The organism is Pantoea sp. T14, from assembly GCF_036663535.1.
Classification (GTDB): domain Bacteria; phylum Pseudomonadota; class Gammaproteobacteria; order Enterobacterales; family Enterobacteriaceae; genus Pantoea; species Pantoea phytostimulans.
The window spans coordinates 171,105-195,114 of record NZ_JAWUEB010000022.1; the positions used below are offsets into that span (position 1 = coordinate 171,105).

A 24,010-nucleotide genomic window follows, 5' to 3' on the forward strand; every position below is an offset into this window, starting at 1 on the left:
TGAATATTTACAATGCTGCCGCTTACCCGCAGCCGGACTACCGCCGCCCGATATACGTCCTGGACGCGTCGCTGCTCCTGCTGCGCACCACGTTGGATGGTATGGAACTGGATAAGCCCGGGCAAATCAGGATTATCCCTGGCGATTCATCGCACATTTTTTGCTCAGTGTATGATAGGATGAAGTTCATTCATTGAAAGGTTAATCGTTATGTCTTGTATCGATTCGCAATGAACCTTGGTGGTGAATCTACAACCACTGTTACCTGCTCTGTTAGAGCCTTTAGGTCCTATCCCTTTTCAATAATTCTTCTTACGCAAACAATGCTTTGCTTTGGATTTAAAGTCCTGTTTGTTGCTCTATGATGATCCTGAAACATACTCAGGCGAAAATCAGTAACCAGAACTTAAAAAACATACCAGCAGCTGTTAAATCCCTGATGCCCGACGCCCATCCTGAGAGAACGTTTCTGAACTGATTTCGCAACTGCTCCTGAGCATTAACGCTGCATCAGAGCCATCTTATGAACATGAAGCTTAAGAAGTGGCTCTGCCACTTCTCTACACGGCCACAAACATCCGAGTTCATCCCGTACCTTCCGAGCAATGACCCTGGCAGTGAAAATAGTTTCAAAGCAGAGCTATTTTCGACCACTCAGATGGAGCGCTACGGACAAAAGCTGGCACGTTCGCATAAATTGTCTCCTGACAAACTGCCCTATTATTTGCTCAAACGCCTCGATAATAATGAGGCGGTAATTACGCAAAACTGCTACGAGCTCAATGCCGGGAAAAAGGCAAGCATCATGCCCGCAGGGGAGTGGCTACTGGACAATTACTATCTTATTGAGGAGCAGATCCGTATCGTTCGCCAGCACTTGCCGAAGAATTTCGGCAAGGGTCTTCCGGCGCTGGCCGCGCCGCACTCCTGTCCGCGTATTTATGATATTGCTGCCGAAGCAATTGCTCACGGAGACGGGCGTTGGGACGCAACAAATCTGACCAGCTATATCAGCGCCTATCAACAGGTGACGCCGCTTACGCTCGGCGAAGTCTGGGCTTTACCCGGTATGCTGCGCCTGGCGTTAATTGAGAACCTCCGTCGGGTCAGTATCGATGTCGTAAAAGCCCAGCAAGCACGCACGCTGGCAGACAGTTGGGTAACGCGAATTTTCAAATGCGCGGAGAATGCTCCCGCCGACTTGATCATGGTAATTGCTGATATGGCGCGATCCAATCCCCCGCTGAACAGTGCGTTTGTTGCGGAACTGGTACGCCGTCTACAGGGACGCGGCAATATGCTGACCTTGCCTCTGAGCTGGATTGAGCAGCGACTGGCTGAGCAAGGTACGACCACCGACACCCTGATAAACCTATTCAATCAACAACTTGCCGCTAGCCAGCTCTCGGTGAGCAACAGCATCGCCGGTTTACGTTTACTGAGTGAAACGAACTGGGCTAATTTCGCTGAGGCCATGAGCGTGGTGGAGCAGACATTACGTCTTGATCCTGCGGGCACCTACCCCTTGATGCACTTTGATACGCGTGATCATTATCGCCACGTCATTGAGATCCTGGCCAGAGAGAGTCGCTTCAGCGAGCCAGAAGTCGCCCGCCGCGTGCTGGCGCTCTCCAAGGAAGCCGCCTCTGACACGCCGGGCGCCCATATTGGCTATTACCTGATGGGCGAAGGCCGTCATCAGCTGGAAACGCTTTTGTCGGCAGATACTTCACGGCTTATCCGTCTACGGCACAGTTTCAACCAGATCCCACTGGTTTCATGGCTTGGTAGCTTGTGTCTGCTAACCACCGCGATAACAGCCGAAATAGTGCAAGAAACGGCACACCAGGGAATGGACTGGCTGCTGATACTTCTCGCTATCCCGCTTGTTGTGGTGATCAGTCAGTCAGTGACCGACCTGCTGAGTGAGGCGACCACCCGATTTCGCACCCCGCGCCCGCTGCCAAGGATGGATTTTTCTACCGGGATCCCGGAGGGCGCCGCCACCATGGTGGTAATCCCCTGCCTGCTCAGCAGCAGCGAAAGCATCAGCAAACTCATCACCAGTCTTGAGGTCTGCTGGCTTGGCAACCATAGCGAAAATCTCTGTTTCGCCCTTGTGGCCGACGTGACTGATTCGGCAGATGAACATTCTCCGCAAAATAACGCACTGATCGAACAGGCCATTTCACAAACGCAAGATCTCAACCGCCGCTACCCGGCCAGTCGCCCACGTTTTTATCTGCTCTACCGGGAACCTGAATGGAATCCGCTCCAGGGTGTATGGATGGGTTATGAACGCAAACGTGGCAAACTGGCTTTGCTGAACAGCTGGTTACGCCATCCCGAAGCCCAGTTTTCCAGTGTGGCAGGTATGCCTGCTGACCAGCTACCTGCGCGGATTAAGTATGTTATTACGCTGGACAGTGACACAGTTCTGCCACGCGATACGGCGCACAAACTGATCGCGACAATGGCGCACCCACTGAACCGGCCCGAGTATGACGCTGCACGCCAACGGGTGGTTAAAGGGTACGGGATATTGCAACCGGGACTGGCGGAGGAGATGCCACGCAACGGGCAGGGGCGCTATGCCGCCATGAGCAGCAGCGTTGCGGGTAATAATCCCTATTCGATGATGTCTTCAGATATCTATCAGGACCTTTTTGGGGAGGGATCGTTTATCGGCAAAGGGATTTACGATGTCGATATCTTTGTTCAGGCCACGCAAAATACCTGCCCCGAGAATCTGGTGCTCAGCCATGATTTACTGGAAGGATGTTATGCACGTTCGGGTCTGCTGAGCGAAGTCTTACTCTATGAACAGTACCCAAATAACTATCTGTCGGACGTTGCACGACGCACCCGCTGGATCCGTGGGGACTGGCAACTGCTTAACTGGCTCAAACCCAACGTCAGAAAAGCGGATGGAACACAGGATAAAAATCCGCTATCTGCACTCTCTTACTGGAAATTATTCGATAATCTGCGACGCAGCCTAGTGGCCCCTTTCTCCTTGCTACTCCTGTTTTGTAGCTTGCTGTGGGTACCGAACCCATTTTATTGGCTAAGTGTACTGCTGCTGGTGTGGCTAATGCCTACAGTGCTGGCTGTTGTGCACGATCTCCTCAATAAGCCTGCCCGCCGTCCCCTTGGGCAGCATCTGCTACTGGTCACTACCGGTGCGCTGAAGCGGTTTTCCCGGATCGGGCTCAATTTTACCACCTTGCCCCATGAGGCCGGCTATGCCCTGTACGCCATTGCCGTGACATTATGGCGTCTGGGATACAGTCAACGTAACCTCAGCCAGTGGGCCAGCCACAGTCCGGATAATGACCTGGCAAAAACCTCGCCTGTGCGGTTTTACCGGGCGATGTGGCTGAACGTGGTCAGCGGCGTGGCACTGATTGCCCTGACCGCGTATTTTGCACCGCCATTCCTGGCAATCGCTTTACCCGTCGGTGTGGTGTGGTGTCTGGCACCGCTTCTGCTAAGTTGGATGAGCCGCCAACCCGTACCGCATGCGTTCGCACCCAATAAAGAACAAAAACTGTTGTTGCGTCAGACCAGCCGCGAAATCTGGGCATTTTTTGAGACCTTTGTCACCGCGAAAGAGAACTGGCTTCCGCCTGACAATTATCAGGAAGCCTTACCGCCGGTAGTCGCACACCGTACCTCACCCACCAATATTGGCCTCTCACTGATGGCCAACCTGACTGCATGGGATTTTGGTTATATTCCGATTAGTGTGGTATTGCAACGCGTGACGCTTACCCTGGACACACTGGATAAAATGGCGCATTTCCGGGGTCATTTGTATAACTGGTATGACACCGTCACCCTTGCCGCACTCAGTCCACGTTATGTTTCAAGCGTCGACAGTGGCAATATGGCAGGCCATTTACTCACGCTTCGCGAAGGGCTTTCAGCCATGCGCAGTCAGCCGGTATTGAACCCGGTACAGGTGCTGGCGGGCCTGGACGATACACTGAGTATTTTGGAGAAGCACTGGGGACAGAACGCCCCTGACAGTCTGCAAACGCTGCGTAAACAATGTCTTAATGCTGCCTCGCTGGCTCCGGCACAGGTGTTTATCGCATTAAAAAATATGCATACCCAAAGCAACCATCTTCAGGAGGCATGCAGTCACGAAGACAAACTCGTTCTGCGCTGGATAGAACATTTACAGAATCAACTGGCGCTGCTGTGCCATGAAGGAGCGCATCTGCTTGGATGGTTAACGCCAGCATATGACGCAGAAGCTCTGCCCTCTCTTAACTGGCTTGCCCGGGCGAAATTTACCGGAGAAGGAACGCCCCCAGCGTCGGCAATCGCGCAGGCACGTATGCAGCTGGACATCATCACTGAACTTGAACAGCGGCTGCATGATCATGCGCAAATGGATTTCACGTTCCTGTACAGCGAAGCAACCAGCCTGCTCAACATCGGCTATAACTGTGACAGCAATATGCTGGATAAGAGTCAATACGACCTGTTGCCCTCCGAAATTCGCCTGACCAGTTTTCTCGCCATCGCGACAAATCAGTTGCCACTCAAAAGTTGGTACGCTCTGGGGCGGCTGTTCACCACCATTGATAACGAAACCGCACTGATGTCCTGGAGCGGATCAATGTTTGAATATCTGATGCCCAACCTGGTGATGCCCACCTGGCGCGGCAGCCTGATTGATGAGATGAGTCAGTCGGCGGTTATGCGCCAGATAGACTGGGGGAAAGAGCGCGGGGTGCCATGGGGCGTATCTGAGTCCGGCTACCACGCGTTTGATGTGCAGCAAAATTATCTCTATCAGGCATTTGGCGTTCCTGGCCTCGGCCTTCGTCGGGGATTGGCTGACGATATGGTCGTCGCCCCTTACGCCACGCTGCTGGCGTTAATGATCTCTCCGCAAAAAGCGTGTGAAAATTTGTTCAGGCTGCAAAAAAGTGGCGCGCGCGGCGAGTACGGTTTTTATGAAGCGCTGGACTACACGCCGTCGCGTCTGGCCACCGGACAGTTATATGCCGTGGTGCAGTCATGGATGGCACACCATCAGGGAATGGCCTTTCAGTCACTGGCTCACGTGCTGCTTGGCGCCCCTATGGCGGAGAGATTCATGTCCAGCACGGCCTTCCAGTCGGCGAGCATGCTGTTACAGGAACGCGTGCCGGATGCGGTCGATCTCTACAGCCCGCGCCGTCATTTTGAGTCTCATGAAGGGATAGTCAAACCGGTTCGCTATGAACCCCGTATTTTCACTGGCGCTGAGAGTCCGGTTCCCGAGGTTCAGCTGTTGTCCAACAGCCATTACCATCTGATGATGACCCATACCGGCGGCGGTTACAGCCGCTGGAACGATCTTGCCCTGACACGCTGGCACAGCGATACCACCAGCGATAACTGGGGAACATTCTGCTATATCAGCGATCCACAAACGGGTGAAGTGTGGGGCAATACCTGGCAACCTACGGGCCGTGCCGACAGTAACGACGAAGTAATATTTACCGAAGCTGGTGCTGAATTCAGAGGTACCCTCGGCTTTCTTAGCGTCAAAACGCAGGTTGTGGTGTCGCCTGAAGACGATATTGAACTGCGTCGGATCACGCTGCTTCATCGTGGTCGCCAGCCTCGTACCATTGAACTCACCACCTACGCAGAAGTGGTGCTGGCACCTGCCACCAGCGATCGGGCGCATCCCGCGTTCAGCAATTTATTTATCCAGACTGAGCTTATTCCCGCCCAGAATGCCATTTTGTGTCACCGGCGTCCGCGCGCTCCAGACGAAAAGAGCCCATGGCTGTTCCACATGATGGTGGTGCATGGCGACAACTCAAGGAGCGTCTCCTTTGAAACCGATCGGGCGAAATTTCTCGGTCGCGGCAAACGTCCGGTTGATGCACTGGGTATCAGGCAAAGCGGACCACTCAGCAACACATCGGGATCCGTACTGGACCCTATGCTGGCGATACGTCAGTCTGTGACTCTGCAGCCCGGAAAACCGGTCATCATTGATATCGTTTATGGTATCAGTGAAAATCGCCAGCTCAGCCTGGCGCTGCTGGAAAAATATCGCGATCATCCAATCGCTGACCGCGTTTTTGAACTCGCCTGGTCCCACAGTCTGGTCGTGTTACGACAAATTAACGCCAATGAAGATGATGCGGCGTTGTTTAACCGGCTTGCGGGCGCGATCCTTTACCCTTGTCAGGAACTCCGCGCTGAGAGCCGGATAATTAGCAGTAATCGACGGGGTCAGTCGAGCCTGTGGGGCTGGGGCATCTCCGGCGATCTCCCCATTGTGCTTCTCAGCGTCACCAGCGAAGATAACATCCCTACTATTACCACCATGATTCAAGCGCACCGCTACTGGCGACTGAAAGGCCTGGCGGTGGATCTGGTGATCCTGAATGCCAACCCGGGTGGCTACCAGCAGGCGCTGCAAAATCAGATTATGGATCTGATTTACGCCGGATCTGAAGCCAGCCTGCTGGATAAATCTGGCGGGATTTTTGTACGTAATGGTGAACACCTTTCCGCCGAAGACAAGCTGCTTTTGATGAGTGTGGCGCACCTCTACCTCGATGACCGCGCAGGCGGACTTAATGAACAGCTCGATCAGCGCATTCAGACGTCGAAAACGTTACCAAGGCCGTTTATTCCCCACGTTGTGCCGGGAACCAATCAGCATATTCCCTGGACGCCAGATACCGATCAACTCCTTCATTTCAATGGTCACGGCGGTTTTTCTCAGGATGGTCGGGAGTATCAGATTGTGCTTAGGGAAAACAGTCCGACGCCTGCTCCCTGGTCAAATGTGCTGGCAAACCCGAGTTTCGGCAGCGTGTTGTCTGAATCCGGCCAGGCCTACAGCTGGTATGAGAATGCCCATGAATATCGGTTAACGCCGTGGGAAAACGACCCCGTTAGCGATCGCAGCGGAGAAGCTTTCTATCTGCGCGATGAAGAGAGCGGCGCATGCTGGTCGCCGACCACGTTGCCGGTGCGCGGTCAGGGGGATTATTTGTCCCGACATGGTTTTGGCTACAGCGTATTTGCCCACCGGGAGAGCGGCATAGACAGCGAACTGACGGTGCTGGTCGCCGAGCAGGCTCCAGTCAAACTTGCGATCCTGACGCTCAGTAATAACTCCGGCCGCACGCGAAAACTAAGCGTTACGGGTTATGTAGAGTGGACCCTGGGTGAGTCACGAACTCAATCTGCTCTTCACGTTGTTACCCATGCGGCCAGCGTCGAAGGCGGCTGCGGTGTAATGGCAAATAACTTTTATGGCAGTAACGGAGCCGCACGTACCGCATTTTTTGCCGTCACGGGTGCTCACTGTTCGTTGACGGGCGACCGTCGTGAGTTTCTCGGCCGCAACGGTTCCCTGCAAAAACCGGCGGCAATGAATCTGCGCGCCCTGTCAGATAAAACAGGAGCCGGTCTCGATCCCTGCGGTGCGGTGCAGTCTGCAGCCACATTAATTGATGGTGATCAGAAGACATTTATTTTTGTGCTGGGCATTGGGGAAGATCAGGCTCAGGCTCAGGCATGCCTCACACATTATCTGAACGAAGAGGCCGCCCGCGAGGAGCTAGGTAACGTTCACCGGTACTGGCACAGCGTGCTGGATAAAGTAGTGGTCAGAACGCCTGACACCACCGTTAATTTACTGGTGAACGGCTGGCTGCTGTACCAGACGGTGGCCTGTCGTTTAATGGCGCGCAGCGGTTACTATCAGTCCGGCGGCGCGTTCGGTTTCCGCGATCAGCTGCAGGATACGCTGGCGCTGAGTCACGCCATGCCGGACCGGCTACGCGACCAGATTGTGCTGTGCGCATCGCGCCAGTTCATAGAAGGTGACGTACAGCACTGGTGGCATCCTCCGCATGGCAACGGTGTCCGCACGCGCTGTTCGGATGATTATCTCTGGCTCCCGCTGGCTGTCTGTCACTATGTTGAAACCACGGGGGATACCGGCGTACTTGAAGAGCGCATACCTTATCTGGAAGGTCGGACGCTCCAGCCCGGCGAAGAGTCCGTCTACGATAAACCCATTATCAGCACCTTTGAAGAGACGCTGTGGATGCACTGTGTGAAAGCCATCAGACATGGCCTGCAGTTCGGGCTGCATGGTCTGCCCCTCATGGGTGCGGGCGACTGGAATGATGGCATGAACCGAGTCGGGATCGAAGGTAAAGGGGAAAGCGTCTGGCTGGGCTTCTTCCTGTACGACATTTTACAGCGCTTTGCAGACTTGGCTGAACAGCGTCAGGACGCCCAGATTGCTTCGCTGTGCCGTACAGAGGCGTCGCGTTTACAGAAAAACCTTGAAGCCTCCGCATGGGATGGCGAATGGTACCGGCGTGGCTATTTTGATGATGGCACTCCCTTGGGGGCGAAAGCCTCACAGGATTGCCGAATTGATGCCATTGCGCAAAGCTGGTCTGTGCTATCCGGGGCAGCCAGTCAGGAGCGCAGCATCCTCGCCATGCAGTCACTGGATAAGCATCTGGTAGATAACGAAGCCGGGATTATAAAACTGTTAACGCCGCCGTTCGATGGCCATGGGCCGAATCCCGGTTATATTCAGGGTTATCTGCCAGGCGTGCGGGAAAATGGAGGGCAGTATACGCATGGCGCAATCTGGGCGGTAATGGCTTTTGCGCGAATGGGTAATACTGCGCGCGCATGGCAGCTGTGGTCGATGATCAATCCCATAAACCACGCGCTAAATGCCCGCGATGTCGAGAGATATAAAACAGAGCCTTACGTTATGAGCGCGGATGTTTACAGCGTCGCTCCCCATATCGGGCGTGGAGGATGGAGCTGGTATACAGGCTCTGCAGGTTGGGCATATCGCCTGCTTACAGAGGAATTACTGGGGATTAAACATTATGGTGCAGATTTAGTTATACATGCCCACTTACCTCATGACTGGCCACCGGTTGGCATAACGTATCAATGTGGGCAAAGTCAGTATCACATCACCGTTTCGCAGGGCAGCGAGGAGTACCGGGTCATCCTGGATGGTGTAATACTGCCACACGACCGGATTCCACTGATTGATGACGGGCATAACCATACGATCGATATTTTTCAAAACTGATACTGGCTCAATCAGTGTATTAACGCCTGCCGTTAATGCATTGATTGGCTTGGGGAAGAAGAATTGCGATTTGCCTCGGAGTTTCACTCCCTTCTTTGATTGTTTTTCCTGGCTCCTCTGCAAGCACGTAAGCAATGAACGGGTATTGGTGGGTCAACCTGCTCACCGACCACCCGAACGGCTTCTCTGGGTATGTTTTTTTAACTGGCAGTCATTTTTGGATATCAGCCGGGAATATCTTGCGCTTTTCATATAAATTTCCAAGGCATCCCTGAAACCATCAGGATGAAATCAAGGATAATAATAAAAATCACAGAACATTGTTTAATAACGGCGTATGATTATTTATTGCAGAGTTATGGTGTTAATTTATATTCTTTTAGCCAGCTGCCGAAAAATAAATTAACAGTAAAAAGCTTACCTGTGCTTTTGTACATTATAATTGACAAAGCAACCGATAATATTGGAAACGATACTTATCTTGAGTGCCTCCTTTGAGGGTTGTTTTGTCGACTCTCCGAAGGCTGACAGATTTTATTCAGCCCTAAATTGACTCTCTTTTGAAATAAGCGCACTGCGCGACGGCAATTTACAATTATCTTTTTTATTAATTTTACAACTGTAATAAAGGTAAACTCATGAAAATCAAGCATGCTATGCCTATTGAAGGACATATTGTTGCGAGTCGGCGCATGGGCGAGTCAAGCCACACTTTTTGTATCCATAATGTCATGTTTAATAATGGAAAGTTCGCTGTCGTTCGTGCAGCATCAGGAATATGTCTCAAACCCGGCGATACTCTTCATAGAAACGAATCCGCATGGTTTTGCAACAATATCCAAACACACCTTCTTCCCTTTGAATACACAGAAGAAAAAGAATCACAGAGGCTATTAAATGAATACTAGAGCCTAAAATTAATTATCCGCTGTCATTAAAAAAATGACTGGCAGGATGCTGTCTTCTGGACACCTTTGCAACAGGCCATAAAACTGTTAGTTCGTCACGATGGAGAGTTTGATGTACTGGCCGCACTATGTGGGCTGGGTCATAGTGATTATTAACCACTACGGATTAAAGATTAACTTACGCTCTAAGATGCCCATCTGAAATTACCAAGCGCTTCGTCGCCAGCCGTGAATTACCGTAAAACGGATATTGTCATGAAAAGACGTTGATTTGCCCACACTGTAAGTCGCTATTTATTATACATCTTGATGAAAAATAATTACCTGATGCATAAAAACCGCGCGCGGACGTTTTTTTATGGCATGAGTCTCATCACTCAGGACCGGTGGGCTGTTAAGTCGGCTTACCGCTCAGTACCAGTTGCCAGATTAATACATTAAAAATTCATCGCTTTTTTGCCTTGTGAAAAGTTCAGTAGAGCATACCGGCCCCTTCACTTTCAGCCTTCCCCTTTCTCCAGTCCGTTGCAAAATCAGACGGGCTCTGATAATTCAGCGTAGCGTGCGGGCGACACGCGTTTCAGATACCCCGGACAACGTGTCACCGGCGGCAAAGAGCGGCCAGGCTTCAAAAAGTTGCCGTTGTCCAATATAGCGCTATTATCCTTGCTTTAAGCCATTGTCGGCTCGGAAAGGATTGACTGCCACTATGCCCGTGAATTTTGATCTCAACGATCTTTATGCCTTTCGAGCGCTGGTTGAATACGGTAATTTTCGGCTTGCCGCAGAGTCTATCTGCCTTTCACAGTCAGCATTGAGCCGCAGGATAGAGAAGCTAGAATCTGCGCTCGGTATAAAGTTGTTCCAAAGAACTACCCGGCGCGTCACGCTGACACTATATGGACAGACCTTTGCTGAACGTTCAGATCAGCTACTGGCCAATGTTGAGTTGGTATTAGCGGATATCAATAAGGTTGGTCAGGATCGCGTGGGCTTGGTAACTGTCGCCACAGTGCCTTCGGCAGCCTACTATTTCATGCCTGACGTGATTCGCCGTTTCCAGGTCCGCTATCCACGGGTACGCGTTAAGATTATTGATAGCAGTGCCGGTAATGTCATTGAAGCGGTTGCCAGTGGTCAGGCAGACTTCGGTATCTGTTTTGCGAAAAACCTGCAGCCCAATATCGAATTTCTCCCGTTGGTGGGAGATGCTTACGTTGCCGCCTGCAGACGCGATCATCCAATAGCCAGCAAAAAAAGCCTGACCTGGCGCGAGTTTTATCAACACGATTATGTTGGGCTGGATAAGACATCTGGTAACCGCAATTTGCTCGATAAAATGCTGGAAAACATCACTCCTGAGCGTGCCAGTATCTGCGAAACCCGTCACGTGACGACCATGCTAGGTATGGTTGAAGCGGGCGTCGGCATTGCTGCCGTGCCCACTATGTCCATGCCGACTTCTGAGCATTCATTGCTGACTCACCTGCCGCTAACGGATCCGGTGGTGAAGCGCACGGTTGGCCTGATCAGGCGCAGCGGACGTATGCAATCCTACGTCGCCGCCGAGTTGGAAAAGTTGATCACTGAACAGTATCACGTGGGTTAACGGGTCGTTCAGTTTTCACCGATCGCATCCCGGTGGCACGAATCGTTTTTTGCGCCTCGGCGGAAGACAGAAAATTCAGTAGCGCTTTGCCTTCTTTCGGGTGTTCTGCTTTGGCGGTCACCGCGCCGGAAAACCGGGTAATGTATTGCACATCTTCAGGCAGCTCGCCAATAAAGGTTACGCCCGACACCGGAATCAATTCGCTCACCTGCTGGAAACCCAGAGCATATTTTCCTTTCGCCACCTCGGATGCCACCGGAATGCGCTGAATCATGTGCGCTTTCTCTTTTACCTTGTCTCCAATACCCAGTTTTTTGAACAGCTGGCTGCTGACATATCGGCCGCTGGCACTGTCAGAATAAGCGATGGATTTGGCCTGCAGTAGGGTATTGCGCAGATCTGCCTGCTTTTTGATAGTCGGTTCAGAGTCACCTTGTTTGACGACCATACCAATTGATGAGTCAGCTAGCTCTACGCGCGAGCCCGGTAGTAGCCATTTATCCTTTTCCAGATTTTTCAGCGCATCACCCACCATAATTACCACATCAGCGTTTTCGCCACGGGCCAGGCGTGCTGGAATCGCCTGAGGGGTTTTACCCATAGAGGGGCCGGATATCAAAATGATGTTGTCGCCGCTCTCAGCTTCAAATTGTGGGGCCAATTTTTCCAGTGCGGCTTTAAATCCGCCTGAAATCATGACGGTTACTTCTTTAGCCAATGCTCCCGAGCTGACAGAGGCAAATAACAGTGTGGTAAGGAGTGAACGATAAATTTTTTGCATAACGTAAATCCTGATTCAACGGGCAGTTTGTAGTGATAATGCGCTGCGACGGTACAAATAAAACGTCGCCAGTAGTGCACATACAGCAGCAAAGCTCATCCAGTAGCCGGGTGAGGCTTTATCGCCGGTGTACTCAATCAGTGCAGTAGAAATAACTGGCGTAAATCCGCCAAACACAGCGGTTGCCAGACTGTAGGCCAGAGAGAAACCAGCAACCCGGACCTCTGTTGGCATGATCTCCGTTAATGCCGGGATCATGGCGCCGTTGTAGAGGCCATAGAGGAAGGACAGCCACAGCAGTACCGTCAGCATCATGGAAAAGCTCGGTGCTTTAGCAAGCAGGCTAAGTGCCGGATATGCAGTGATAAGAGCCAGCAATGCCATGGCAATTAAGACCGGCTTACGGCCATAACGATCTGACAGGGCACCACCTACCGGTAACCAGAGAAAGTTAGATATCGCAACCAGTAAGGTCACAAGCAGACTGTCAGAGGCGCTGAGCATCAGCACTTTCTTACCGAACGTCGGGGCATACACGGTGATCAGATAAAATGCGGTGGTGGTCATGGCGACCATTAACATACCGGCAATAACCACCTGCCAGTTTGCTAAAAGGGTTTTAAACGCGTCGCGCATCGCCAAATGATTGCGGCGCGCGGTGAACTCTTCGGTCTCTTCCAGTTTGCGGCGCAGGAAAAAGATGAAAGGTACAATCAGACAGCCGAACAGGAAAGGCAGTCGCCAGCCCCACTCGCGAATGGCGCTTTCTTCCATGATGGCATTCAGTGCGAAGCCCATGGCCGCAGCTACCATAATGGCTACTTGCTGGCTGCCAGACTGCCAACTGGTGTAGAAGCCTTTACGGCCTGGCGTGGCAATCTCTGCCAGGTAAACAGATACGCCGCCCAGCTCTGCACCCGCAGAAAAACCTTGCAATAAACGCCCTCCCAGCACCAACAACGGCGCCCAGAGGCCAATCGATTGATAGGATGGGATCAGGACAATCAGGAAGGTCCCTGCGGCCATGATAGTCAGGGTAACAATCAGACCTTTACGTCTGCCGACTTTATCAATGTACGCGCCCAGCACGATTGCGCCGATAGGACGCATCAGAAAGCCCGCACCAAAGACGGCGAAAGTCATCATCAGCGAGGCAAATTCACTGCTGGCCGGAAAGAAAGTATGTGCGATGTAGGTGGCATAAAATCCGAACAGGAAAAAATCAAACTGCTCCAGAAAGTTGCCAGAGGTCACACGCAGTATCGCGCTGGTTCTTGCCCAAGTCGTCATGGGTGCGTTAGAGGAATGCATTTTTATCTCCAGTTTGTCTTGACGCTTTTACAGCGCCTGTAGCTGCAGACTGGATCAGGAAAATAAAGTAAATAAGCGCAATAAAATCATGAGTTGATGCGTTTGGTGCATGAATCAGCGTTAACAATGATGATCGAGAAGCTGTAACGGGATATCAACAGTTTCACTCCGGGCAATATTGTTTGATGAAGGCTAAAAACTTCATGCCTGTTTTGTGACAAGGTTCATATAAGGCTTAGGGGCAGAGAAAGGCTAAGGTGGGTAAAAAAGGAAGGATTGAGGAACGCCGCAGAATATCTCTGAAATAATCTTTCCCCTACGTCAGTATGCGACATTTCACTCTACAGCCACGTTGAGCAGCAAGATTTGAGATTGAATTTATTAGGGGTTTACGGCATGACATGTCGGTCCGCTTCTCGCTCATAGCGATCTGAGGCCCCCATCAGGCTACCTTTTGCCAGCAGCGGACATAGCGATTCAGTGATTCAACACATTCAGGCCACAAGTAAGGCATACTCACCGCAAACGGGTTTACCTTCAGGGGCCTCTAAAACAGATCATTTAAGCAGAGCGAGCTTGCTTTCAATAATATTGAGGGTGAATTCTGAAGACTTCTCGAAGCTCGCATTTTGAGCAACCACTTGAATCCCCTCAAGAATGAGCGTTATCTCTTTTGCCAGAGAATCAGGGGCATTTGCACCAGCCTTGGAACATAAAGCCTCCAGCCGCTGATATTGCCTTTTTTTATGGCTGATTATCAGTGCGCGTACATCAGCATACTGATCACCTATCTCTGCCAACGTGTTGGTAAAGGGGCACCCTCGCTGGGACGTGCCAGAGAGATTGTCGATAACAAAACGTACGAACCCACTGATTTGTTCAGCCGCACTATCAGCATGACTTTCCGCCAATTGGTCTAAAACGTGGCTGTAATCTTCGATTAACAACCCGATCCACTCCGATACCAGCACTTCCTTGGATTCAAAATGGCGATACAGCGTCATCTTTGTTGACTGCGCTTTTTCTGCAATGGCATCAACGGTAACGCGAACTATTCCTTCCTGATAAAAAAGTGCTTCGGCCGCCTGAAGAATGCGATCTCGGGGAGGCAGGCGTGGCTCGTTGACTCTGGGCATCGTAAATTCCTGGTTGCAATGATACCGACTGGTATCATACGATACTGATCGGTATCAAAAGATACCACCAAGTATACCCCACACGGGCTTAGCTGTCTTACTCAAAACACCGGAACGTTTATGAACTTATCTGACTACACGTCTTTTGATGCCATCGGTCTTGCTGAGCTGATCAATAAAAAAGAAGTTAGCCCTGCCGAAGTATCATCCGCAGCCATGCGGGCTTATCAGGCCGTAAACCCTGATGTTCACGCTGTTATAGAATGCTGGGAAGGTGAAAAATACAATCAAGCGGGGCCAATGGCTGGCGTGCCGATGCTGGTTAAAGATCTGGGTATTTCCGTCGCCGGGCGCCTCAATGAGCTCGGTAGCCGTCTCGCAGCTGGCATGGTTTCGCCTCATGACTCCCATCTGACCGTAAAAATGAGGCAGGCAGGCTTGGTTCTTATGGGGCGAACCACCACGCCTGAGTTAGCTGCCAGTATTACTACCGAACCCCTGTTTAATGGCGGTACACGAAATCCATGGAATAGTGATTTTAGTGCCGGTGGATCGAGTGGCGGTTCCGCTGTTGCCGTCGCTTCCGGTATCGTTCCTGCTGCACATGCTACAGATGGCGGTGGCTCTATTCGTATCCCGGCATCAGCAAACGGCCTGTTTGGATTAAAATCCAGTCGGGGCCGGATCAGTATGGGACCTGATGTCGACGAAATCTGGTCGGGACTCGCCGTGCATGGTTTTGTCACCCGCTCGGTACGCGATAGCGCTGCGCTTTTGGAAGCCGTTCAGGGAAATATGCCGGGAGATCCCTTTAACATTGACCGCTCCACGCCTGGATTAGTCACAAGCGTTGATAACGACCCGGGCAATCTCAAAATTGGCGTTTTAACTCATCCTCTTAACGGTAAACGAAGCACACCGGAAGTCGTGTCTGCACTTGAACAAACCGTCAAGCTGCTGCTGGCACTGGGCCATCAGGTGGAAGAAGTCATGCCAGACATTGGGCTGAGCTGGGATGCATTTGTGGAAATGAATGCGTGTTTCTGGGCGGCAAACTCAGCAGGCTGGATCGATGCGCTGGCTTCAATGAACAATAAACCCATCAATACCGAAACCCTCGAACCTTCTAACCTTGCCCTCTGGAAACTCGGTCATGAACTTAAGGCAACTGAGCTTGTTGGGGCAATGCACATGAGAAACACCGTTACGCGAAAGATGGGGGCATTTTTTGGCGAATACGACATGTTGCTGACCCCGACTTTGCCTGACGTTCCTGCGAAGTTGGGTGCCTTCAATCGCGGTCAGGATAAAATGGATGGCCGCGATTGGCTACATCATGTTTTCAGCCAGACGCCCTTCACAGCGCTGGCTAACGTGTGCGGAACGCCAGCCATGTCGATTCCACTGGGTTTCTGCGAATCAAACCATCTGCCAATCGGGATGCAGTTCTTCGCAGGATACAACTGCGAGCATGCACTACTCAGTCTTGCCGGTCAGATTGAACGTGCGCACCCTTGGCGTGGACGGCGTCCGGAGATCTGGGCAGGTGCGTTGCCAAACTGAAAATGCAATTTTTCCGTTAATAGATAGATTGCGATATACGTAGCGGCGCGTCGCGCAAACATAGATTTATTGTGCGACCGCTTCTCGTTCATAGCAGACTCGGACTTGTACCCGCTTTGTGCCAACAGCGGACATATGAGTACCGGACGGTGCAGGCACTGGATTGCTGAGCAAGTAATAACTGTGTGAACGGCAGGAAAGCGCGTGTTCTGGGCACCAGGAAAATAGCCGGGTGATGTCCGGTTAACTACTTATGAGTAACCCGTTGAAGCATGATATTAATTTTACTTTCTGGAGAAGGTGAAAAGCACATATCAGTTGTTGCTAAAGAGTTTGCCACCGCGCGATTTATTCTCCCTAGGCGTCTCATATAGTGAGATAACAATGTAATCATCAGCTACATCCAGGCTCTTTTTCACCGCTTTATAAATTTCGCTCATCACCCTCCTGTTTCTGAACTTACAGCCTACTGAATGAACAGCAGCCTGCTCCCATTACCGGGAAACAGACTGCTGTTTGTTATTCTTTGGCAGGAAGAGCACGACGTGAAGACACGCGGAACGCCTGCCTCAGGTCCCAGACGTTCTCCCCGCGGCCTACCGCCAGTGCAAACAGAATTCCCCCCACGATGGAGAACAGCCCCAGAACACCCCATGCAAGCGTCATATCGTTGCCGCCACCCAGATGCTTCAGATACCCGGCGACAAGCGGCCCGCCAAACTGCCCGATGAAATTACTGCACCCACCCACGAACGCTACTGCAGGTACTGCTTTCTTAGTGGGAAGGATTTCAGTCAGCCGTACATAAACCAGCGGCACAAGCATCTTCATTGTCAGTCCGACAAACATAAACAGAACGATCTGCACCCAATAATAAGACAGCGGTACAAAAGCTGCTGCCGATAAGGCGATACCGCACAATACGGTAGGGATGGCCGCGTGTAGCCGCCGCTCCTGGTTGTAACGGTCTGAACGCCGGGTGATATACCAGATGCCAGCCATGGTCATCAGGAACGGCATGCCGCTGATTAAGCCGACCATGAATTCGCTGAGCGTGCCGTAACCTTTGAGTGCCGTTGGCAGCCAGAGCGTAAAGCCGTACGCCAGCATACTGTGCAGCGAATAGCCAATAAGCATCAGCCAGAGCGCAGGTATTTTCAGGATGGTCCACCACGGATCAGATTTCTCTTTCACGTAGTTTGACTGCTCGGCCGTCAGATCTTTCTGGATATGATCCCGGTCTTCAGCGCTGAGCCAGCTTGCGGCCTGAATAGTTTTGGGTACCAGATAAAACCAGATGATGCAGAACAGCCACGCCGGCGCGCCTTCAATAACCATCATCATGCGCCAGTTATGATGTGCAAGGATCCAGCCAGAAATCGGGCCGGCAAGGAACGCCCCCGCTCCCAAGCTTAGATTCCAGATGCCAAAAGCACGTCCGCGCTCCGGCTTCATAAACCACTGCGCAAGGAACATCGCCGTTGCCGCCTGAATGGGACCTTCAGCCAGGCCCAGGAAGAAGCGAATAGCAACCAGTTCACCGAAATTGCGCGTCAGGCCTGTCAGCATGGCGCAGGCGCCAAAAAGAAACAGACTGACGCCAATAATTCTTCTGGAGCCAAAGCGGAGCGCCAGCCAGCCCGCAGTGAACTGCGTTGCCACATAGCCCCACGCAAATGCGCCGCCAAGCCAGCCGGCCTCAACGGCGCTGAGCCCCATTTCGGCTGTAATATGAGGCAGCGCCATGCCTATATTCACCCGGTCAAAAAAAGATATTGTGTACATGATAAATACGGCGGGTAATATTATTGTCCAGCGCTTTTTCCCGATAAGTGCATTACCGTTAAGAGTATTATTACTCATGTTAACTTCCTCGTCTGGAGCAGATGTAGGGGAGGAAATACTGATTTCAGATCCTTTTAAATATCAGCCTGGCTATTTTTATGTTTATTATTTTGAAACTGAGACGACATAATTAGTCAGTCGTCCGATTGATTCAATTTCGACTTCGATAACATCACCATCATTCAGAAACAGCTGCGGGTGACGTGAACGGCCAACGCCGCCAGGGGACCCCGTCAGAATGACATCACCCGGAGAGAGCTGCGTAAACGTGCTCATGTAACTGATAATTTTGTTGATTGAATGAACCATACTGGCCGTGCTGTCCTGCTGGACAATTTCGCCGTTGAGCCAGGTTTTAAGCCGGAGCTGTTGTGGATCTGGAATTTCTTCGGGCGTCACTAGCCAGGGGCCGAATCCTCCCGTTTTACTCCAGTTCTTACCGGCGGTGAACCACGTGTGTTGCCAGTCACGCACCGAACCGTCCATATAGCATGAATAACCGGCTATATATTCCCGTGCTTCTTCTGCCGGAATATTCAGGCCGGGTTTTCCGATGATGAGTACAAGCTCACCCTCATAGTCCAGCTGGTCACTCAGCGCAGGTTTGACGATATTTTCCAGATGAGCGGTCTGAGAATCGGAAAAACGGATAAATATTGTGGGGGCGTCTGAAGTAATACTGAATTCCGTACGCTTGTCTTGATAATTCATACCCACACAGAGTATTTTTCCCGGATTTTCGATTACCGGAAGAAAGGTAATATCAGAAAGCTGATAATCCGGATCAATATCAATATATTCATCCGCAGACGCGACTCCCTTTTCTCTGATAAAACTCTTCAGATCGGGTGTGTCGATATCGGTCCGGCTTCTCAAATCTATAATGCTCTCGCCCTTCAGGATACCGTAACTCTTATATCCTTCCGGCGTCAGATAACTTAAAAGTTTCATACATTTTCCCGCAACGCCCCTCTTAAGCACAGAGGGGCGAAATGAAAGAATCAGGCAAGGCTGCAGGTAGCCGGAAATTATTCAGCCAGCGCGCGCATTTCTTTAATAAGGTCAGATTTGCCTTCAAAGCCGATACCCGGCAGTTCGGGCATGATGATGTGCCCATCCTCAACCTTCACCGAGTCAGGGAAACCACCGTATGGCTGGAAGAGATCTGGATAGCTTTCATTACCACCCAGACCAAGACCCGCTGCGATATTCAGTGACATCTGGTGGCCGCCGTGAGGAATACAGCGTGACGGTGACCAGCCAAATTCTTTAAGCACCTCCAGGGTGCGCAGATATTCTACCAGGCCATAGGAGAGTGCGCAGTCAAACTGGAGGTAGTCACGATCCGGACGCATGCCGCCATATCGCAGCAAATTGCGCGCATCCTGATGAGAGAAGAGGTTTTCACCTGTCGCCATTGAGCCAGGATAGAATTGTGACAGTGAGGCCTGCAGAGAATAATCCAGCGGATCCCCTACCTCTTCGTACCAGAACAGGGGGTATTCACGCAGCATTTTGGCATAGGCAATCCCGGTTTCCAGATCGAAACGGCCATTGGCATCAACGGCGAGGCGTGCTTCGCTGCCGATTTCGTCAAGTACGGCCTCAATACGACGGCGGTCCTCTTCCAGAGACGCACCACCGATTTTCATTTTAACGACGTTATAGCCGCGGTTCAGGTAGCCACGCATTTCCTGACGCAGCGCGCTTAAATCCTTGCCAGGGTAATAGTATCCACCCGCCGCATAAACAAAGACGCGCGGATTAGCCTCTACGCCTTTTATTTCTGCCAGGAGGCGGAAAAGCGGCTTGTTAGCGATTTTAGCAGTGGCATCCCAGATGGCCATGTCTAGCGTACCGACGGCAACTGAACGCTCCCCGTGGCCACCCGGCTTTTCGTTGCTCATCATGACATCCCAGATTTTATGCGGATCCAGGTTATTGCCCTTATCATTCAGCAGACTTCCCGGCTCGGCTTCCAGAATGCGGTTGCGGAAGCGTTCCCGGATCAGGCCGCCCTGACCGTAACGGCCGTTAGAGTTAAACCCATATCCCACTACGCGGCGTCCGTCCACCTCGACGTCTGTCACAACGGCAACCAGGCTCGCCGTCATTTTGCTGAAATCGATGTACGCGTTACGGATAGGGGAAGCAATGGGTTTGGTCATTTCTACAACGTCTAGGATACGCATGTTCTCTCCGGCAATTCTCAGTCAAATACAGTCAAACTTACGTGCCTACGAAATGTGTTATGTCATGCCGGATATTTATCGGCATAATACACTCACGTAGTATTCAAGGACCTTGGTGTCCTGTCTGATCCCATACTAAGTATTAAGAGGGAGCTGTTCTAATGCCAAAGAGGCAGGCTGTAATGCAAAATCGGCATCACCTTGAGTTAACGTGGCTTGAGGACTGTGTTGCGCTGGCGCAGTCACTGAATTTCTCCCGTGCAGCAGCTTCACGATATGTGACGCAGCCAGCATTCAGCCGGCGAATTGTTTCGCTGGAAGAGTGGCTCGGAACACCGATTTTTGAGAGAAACCGTCGGGGCGTCAGTCTGACGCGCGCCGGAGAAGTTTTCGTCACGCAGATCCCGGAACTTATTCGCACGCTCTATACCTTGAGAAGCGAAGCTATAGAAGCAGCAGGAGATACCCGACCGGACGTGATTTTCTCCGCTACGCATTCCCTGTCATTTTCTTTTTTCCCGACGCTGATGCGCAATAATGAAAAAATTGCTCGCTTCGGCTCCTTTCGTCTGCTGTCTGATTCGCTGAGTGCCTGTGAGCGTATGATTGAAAAAGGTGACGCGCAGTTTCTGCTTTGTTACTACCATCCCCACATGCACATTAACCTCGATCAGTCGAAATACCTCAGTGTCCGGCTCGGGCGGGAAATATTACGGCCTTATTCAAAGTGCGATTCCGCTACCCGGCAGCCACTCTGGCAGGCATCTGGAGGGAAAAAGTTTCCTTTCCTCTCTTATTCGGCTGAATCTGGCCTTGGCCGGATCCTTTCAAACACATCACAGGTGAATCGAGCAAGACGCGGGATGGATATTGCCTTTACCGCCGATCTTGCGGCTACATTGCTGGCTATGGTCAGAGCCGGAGACGGTATCGCATGGCTGCCGGAAACGCTGGCCGCTCCGGATGTTGATGCCGGCACGATTGCCGTTGCTGCAGGTAAAGAAAGCGCTCTCTGGATCCCCATTGACATCAGGCTTTTCCGGCCTGCTGCAAGAATGTCCCGGGCTGTAGAAGAACTGTGGGCAATTTTCGTTGATGGTCAAATCTAGTCAGCGAAGCTATTTCGTAATTTACGTTAGTTACATCGAGAGAAAACGGGGATTAAAGGAGAGTTATCTGTAGTGGGTCGGTGTCAGGTAGTTGATAACCCTACTGCCCAGTTATATCTCGCTGTACATCAAATGCCCGCTGTTCGCTCATAGTGGACTGTTCGCCGCGTAAGACGGCTTTGTGCCAATAGCGAATGTCTGAGAAGCTTCTAACGTCATTTCTTATACATTTTTTGCTTAGCTATGCTTAAGCGCAGGATTCATTTGCGAAATTCAGCGCATCTTTCTGAGGCGGGAAATATGCGCTGAAGCGCTCTACGGTAATGCGCCGAACGGGCTTTAGGGTAAACGACACCCTGATGAATTACAGACAAGGACAGAAAGCGAAGCCGGCTATCCTAATCACGCAACGGTAGCGCTGTGGGCTCAAAAAACTGATATGAACTATCACGGCGTGCTTTCGCTTGGTACATCGCTTTATCGGCATTTTCAAATAACATCTTGGCCGATGTCGTCCCAAACCGTGCAAGGCTGATGCCAATCGCCGCTCCGATCGGTACTTCCAGACTATTGATAGAAAATGGCTCTTTCAGGCTGTCAATGAGGCGCTGGGCGATTATGGACGCCGCCTCGCGATTGCTGCACTTCGCTGCGACCACAAACTCGTCTCCGCCCAGGCGTGCCACAGAGTCGCCCGGGCGCATGCAGCGTTGTAGCCGTTCGCTTACCTGCTGCAGCAAGGCATCCCCAGTCGCGTGTCCCATCGAATCATTGACAGCTTTGAACCCATTCAGATCGATAAACAGGACTGTCGTGTATGCCAGATCTTCGCCCTGCGAGAGCATGCAGCTAACCTGGTCATTGATCCAGGCTCGGTTAGGCAATCCGGTCAACGTATCGTGGGTGGCCAGTTTCTCAAGTTTCTGGATCTTTTCTTTGTCACGCGTAATGTCGCGCGAAATCAACACGGCACCGATGTTGTTGCCTGTGGAAGGATCGCTGACGCCGCAGGCCTTGGTGCCAAGCGTAATATAGTGCCCATCGCGATGTTGCTTGCGCACCTCCACTACGTCCGCCCGCACGCCACCATTGAAGAGATGTACCAGTACATCCGTGGCGGATGCGCGGTCGTCGGGATGCAAGAAATCCACGACCCGTTGGCCTGTCATCTCATCGGCTGACCAGCCTATCATTTTGCTATAAGAAGGCGAGATCGACACGTACCTGCCATCCGTGTCGCAATGGGCGATCAGGTCGGTGCTGTTTTCAATCAACAGACGGTATTCCGCCGCCGTGCGCAGCGCGTCTTCAAGTGCTTTGCGCTGCCCGGTTATATCAACAATGAAGCCGCTGTACTGCAGACGAGGAGCACTAGGTTGGCAATCCGGCAGGCCTGAAACAATCACACGCCGCGTCGTCCCATCCAGACAATGGATCGGCACTTCGAGATGAAAAGGTGTCACAAATTCCAATGCCGCAGTAAGTTGCTGCGCGATCTTCGCATCATCATCAGCCTGTGCGAGCTTCAGCCATGCACTTAGCGTGACGCCTTTCAGTGCGGGCATTAGACCCGCAGGGCTTTCCTGACTGGCGATGCATATGCCTTGTGCGTCCATGGACCAAACGGCGGAAAGGGTAGGTTTGATCACAGTGTTCATGGTGGTCGGATCCGTTGTTTGCTGACAATACTGAACAAGCTCGATACTGGTCATTACCGACCTTTTGATCGCCGTAATTGCTGCCTCAGAAACTTGGGAAGTGCGTCGGTAAGAGGTTCTCAATTTCGCGAAGGTCAGTCATGAGCGGTGGCTGACACTGTAGCTTGATCAACAGCACTTCTACGGTGCCATTTTGCCCGCAGAAATGAGCGGGAAATTCTCTATGACGAATACAAGGTCAGAAGGAGTAGTCTACGTTTATCGGCTGATTTACCCATGATCTTTAATGAAACCTGCATCCTACAACTGGCCTGGCCCCGGCCATATATGACATCTGTTGATGTCAGTTTAGAAGTGAACACGGCTTAAACGCCTGCAAGGCATTATCGGCTGGCTGATAACCCAGTACCTCCCTGGTACGTGACAGATCAAATCGCTTAAACCGGTTATTTGAAATTAGGATTAGATTGATCCTTCTTTTTCAATAACAAGAACGCGTGCTATTCCTTGCGGATGAGCAATGTGTTCTGTCCCTTCACTTGCATAAAAAATATCTCCTGTTTTCAGTTCCCTGCTTTTAATTTCCCCATTTTCTTTGTAAAACATTTCAACACAACCATCCATAACAGCAAAAACCTCTTGTCCGTCATTGATATGCCATTTGTAAGGTTGATCGGTCCAGTGAAGTTTTACGCTGATATTATCGAAGCTGGCAACATGTTGAGAGTCCCAGGCTTTTAAGCCAGTGAATTCTTTACTGCAATAAAAATCCATATATCCGCCTTATGCAGA

14 protein-coding genes are annotated in these 24,010 nt (G+C 51.4%); 5 read left to right on the top strand and 9 right to left on the bottom strand.

The window, feature by feature from the left end:
* Positions 1-523 precede the first annotated feature (523 nt).
* The 3 genes from SC127_RS10370 (at position 524) to SC127_RS10380 (ending at position 11,623) form a co-directional block, all read left to right on the top strand.
* Complete coding sequence (locus SC127_RS10370; protein ID WP_332626200.1) at positions 524-9,106, top strand: GH36-type glycosyl hydrolase domain-containing protein; 8,583 nt, start codon at positions 524-526, stop codon at positions 9,104-9,106.
* Between the two features lie 638 nt (positions 9,107-9,744).
* A complete protein-coding gene (locus SC127_RS10375) occupies positions 9,745-10,014 on the top strand; it encodes a hypothetical protein (RefSeq protein WP_332626201.1) in 270 nt (89 codons plus the stop codon).
* A 709-nt stretch (positions 10,015-10,723) separates the two neighbouring features.
* A complete protein-coding gene (locus SC127_RS10380; protein WP_243079584.1) occupies positions 10,724-11,623 on the top strand; it encodes a LysR family transcriptional regulator in 900 nt (299 codons plus the stop codon).
* Here the strand turns inward: SC127_RS10380 and SC127_RS10385 are convergent.
* The 3 genes from SC127_RS10385 to SC127_RS10395 all read right to left on the bottom strand — a co-directional run bounded on the left by SC127_RS10385 (position 11,598) and on the right by SC127_RS10395 (position 14,851).
* Positions 11,598-12,404 (bottom strand): substrate-binding domain-containing protein, encoded by an 807-nt coding sequence (locus tag SC127_RS10385; protein ID WP_332626203.1) that lies wholly within the window; start codon positions 12,402-12,404, stop codon positions 11,598-11,600. The two genes, SC127_RS10380 and SC127_RS10385, sit on opposite strands and share 26 nt — an antisense overlap.
* A gap of 15 nt (positions 12,405-12,419) precedes the next feature.
* The gene (locus SC127_RS10390; RefSeq protein ID WP_332626205.1) at positions 12,420-13,715 is read right to left on the bottom strand and encodes an MFS transporter; all 1,296 of its coding nucleotides are present in this window, start codon (positions 13,713-13,715) and stop codon (positions 12,420-12,422) included.
* A gap of 557 nt (positions 13,716-14,272) precedes the next feature.
* The gene (locus tag SC127_RS10395; protein WP_332626207.1) at positions 14,273-14,851 is read right to left on the bottom strand and encodes a TetR/AcrR family transcriptional regulator; all 579 of its coding nucleotides are present in this window, start codon (positions 14,849-14,851) and stop codon (positions 14,273-14,275) included.
* Positions 14,852-14,971: 120 nt separating this feature from the next.
* On the opposite strand from SC127_RS10395, the gene SC127_RS10400 reads away from it, so the two are divergent.
* Positions 14,972-16,414: an amidase gene (locus tag SC127_RS10400; protein ID WP_332626209.1), complete on the top strand. Its 1,443-nt coding sequence runs from the start codon at positions 14,972-14,974 to the stop codon at positions 16,412-16,414.
* A 314-nt stretch (positions 16,415-16,728) separates the two neighbouring features.
* Here SC127_RS10400 and SC127_RS10405 read toward each other — a convergent pair whose 3' ends face one another.
* From SC127_RS10405 to SC127_RS10420, 4 genes are all read right to left on the bottom strand, one after another.
* Positions 16,729-16,854: a tautomerase family protein gene (locus SC127_RS10405; RefSeq protein WP_332626210.1), complete on the bottom strand. Its 126-nt coding sequence runs from the start codon at positions 16,852-16,854 to the stop codon at positions 16,729-16,731.
* A gap of 79 nt (positions 16,855-16,933) precedes the next feature.
* A complete protein-coding gene (locus SC127_RS10410) occupies positions 16,934-18,277 on the bottom strand; it encodes an MFS transporter (protein WP_332626212.1) in 1,344 nt (447 codons plus the stop codon).
* A gap of 87 nt (positions 18,278-18,364) precedes the next feature.
* The gene (locus SC127_RS10415; RefSeq protein WP_332626214.1) at positions 18,365-19,210 is read right to left on the bottom strand and encodes a fumarylacetoacetate hydrolase family protein; all 846 of its coding nucleotides are present in this window, start codon (positions 19,208-19,210) and stop codon (positions 18,365-18,367) included.
* Between the two features lie 77 nt (positions 19,211-19,287).
* Positions 19,288-20,451 (bottom strand): mandelate racemase/muconate lactonizing enzyme family protein, encoded by a 1,164-nt coding sequence (locus SC127_RS10420; RefSeq protein ID WP_332626216.1) that lies wholly within the window; start codon positions 20,449-20,451, stop codon positions 19,288-19,290.
* Between the two features lie 182 nt (positions 20,452-20,633).
* Between SC127_RS10420 and SC127_RS10425 the strand changes: the two genes are divergently transcribed.
* Complete coding sequence (locus SC127_RS10425; protein ID WP_332626220.1) at positions 20,634-21,560, top strand: LysR family transcriptional regulator; 927 nt, start codon at positions 20,634-20,636, stop codon at positions 21,558-21,560.
* A 398-nt stretch (positions 21,561-21,958) separates the two neighbouring features.
* On the opposite strand, the gene SC127_RS10430 is transcribed toward SC127_RS10425, so the two are convergent.
* Together SC127_RS10430 and SC127_RS10435 are read right to left on the bottom strand one after the other, a co-directional pair.
* The gene (locus tag SC127_RS10430) at positions 21,959-23,218 is read right to left on the bottom strand and encodes a diguanylate cyclase domain-containing protein (RefSeq protein ID WP_332626418.1); all 1,260 of its coding nucleotides are present in this window, start codon (positions 23,216-23,218) and stop codon (positions 21,959-21,961) included.
* 462 nt (positions 23,219-23,680) lie between these two features.
* On the bottom strand, positions 23,681-23,992 hold the full coding sequence (locus tag SC127_RS10435; RefSeq protein ID WP_215844958.1) for a cupin: 312 nt from the start codon (positions 23,990-23,992) through the stop codon (positions 23,681-23,683).
* Between the last annotated feature and the right edge of the window lie 18 nt (positions 23,993-24,010).

Coding starts and splice junctions, on each gene's coding strand:
- SC127_RS10385 (WP_332626203.1), bottom strand. CDS start 12,404: ATGCAAAAAATTTATCGTTCACTCCTTACCACACTGTTATTTGCCTCT.
- SC127_RS10370 (WP_332626200.1), top strand. CDS start 524: ATGAACATGAAGCTTAAGAAGTGGCTCTGCCACTTCTCTACACGGCCA.
- SC127_RS10420 (WP_332626216.1), bottom strand. CDS start 20,451: ATGCGTATCCTAGACGTTGTAGAAATGACCAAACCCATTGCTTCCCCT.
- SC127_RS10415 (WP_332626214.1), bottom strand. CDS start 19,210: ATGAAACTTTTAAGTTATCTGACGCCGGAAGGATATAAGAGTTACGGT.
- SC127_RS10390 (WP_332626205.1), bottom strand. CDS start 13,715: ATGCATTCCTCTAACGCACCCATGACGACTTGGGCAAGAACCAGCGCG.
- SC127_RS10400 (WP_332626209.1), top strand. CDS start 14,972: ATGAACTTATCTGACTACACGTCTTTTGATGCCATCGGTCTTGCTGAG.
- SC127_RS10380 (WP_243079584.1), top strand. CDS start 10,724: ATGCCCGTGAATTTTGATCTCAACGATCTTTATGCCTTTCGAGCGCTG.
- SC127_RS10405 (WP_332626210.1), bottom strand. CDS start 16,854: ATGAGCGAAATTTATAAAGCGGTGAAAAAGAGCCTGGATGTAGCTGAT.
- SC127_RS10395 (WP_332626207.1), bottom strand. CDS start 14,851: ATGCCCAGAGTCAACGAGCCACGCCTGCCTCCCCGAGATCGCATTCTT.
- SC127_RS10435 (WP_215844958.1), bottom strand. CDS start 23,992: ATGGATTTTTATTGCAGTAAAGAATTCACTGGCTTAAAAGCCTGGGAC.
- SC127_RS10410 (WP_332626212.1), bottom strand. CDS start 18,277: ATGAGTAATAATACTCTTAACGGTAATGCACTTATCGGGAAAAAGCGC.
- SC127_RS10425 (WP_332626220.1), top strand. CDS start 20,634: ATGCAAAATCGGCATCACCTTGAGTTAACGTGGCTTGAGGACTGTGTT.
- SC127_RS10375 (WP_332626201.1), top strand. CDS start 9,745: ATGAAAATCAAGCATGCTATGCCTATTGAAGGACATATTGTTGCGAGT.
- SC127_RS10430 (WP_332626418.1), bottom strand. CDS start 23,218: ATGAACACTGTGATCAAACCTACCCTTTCCGCCGTTTGGTCCATGGAC.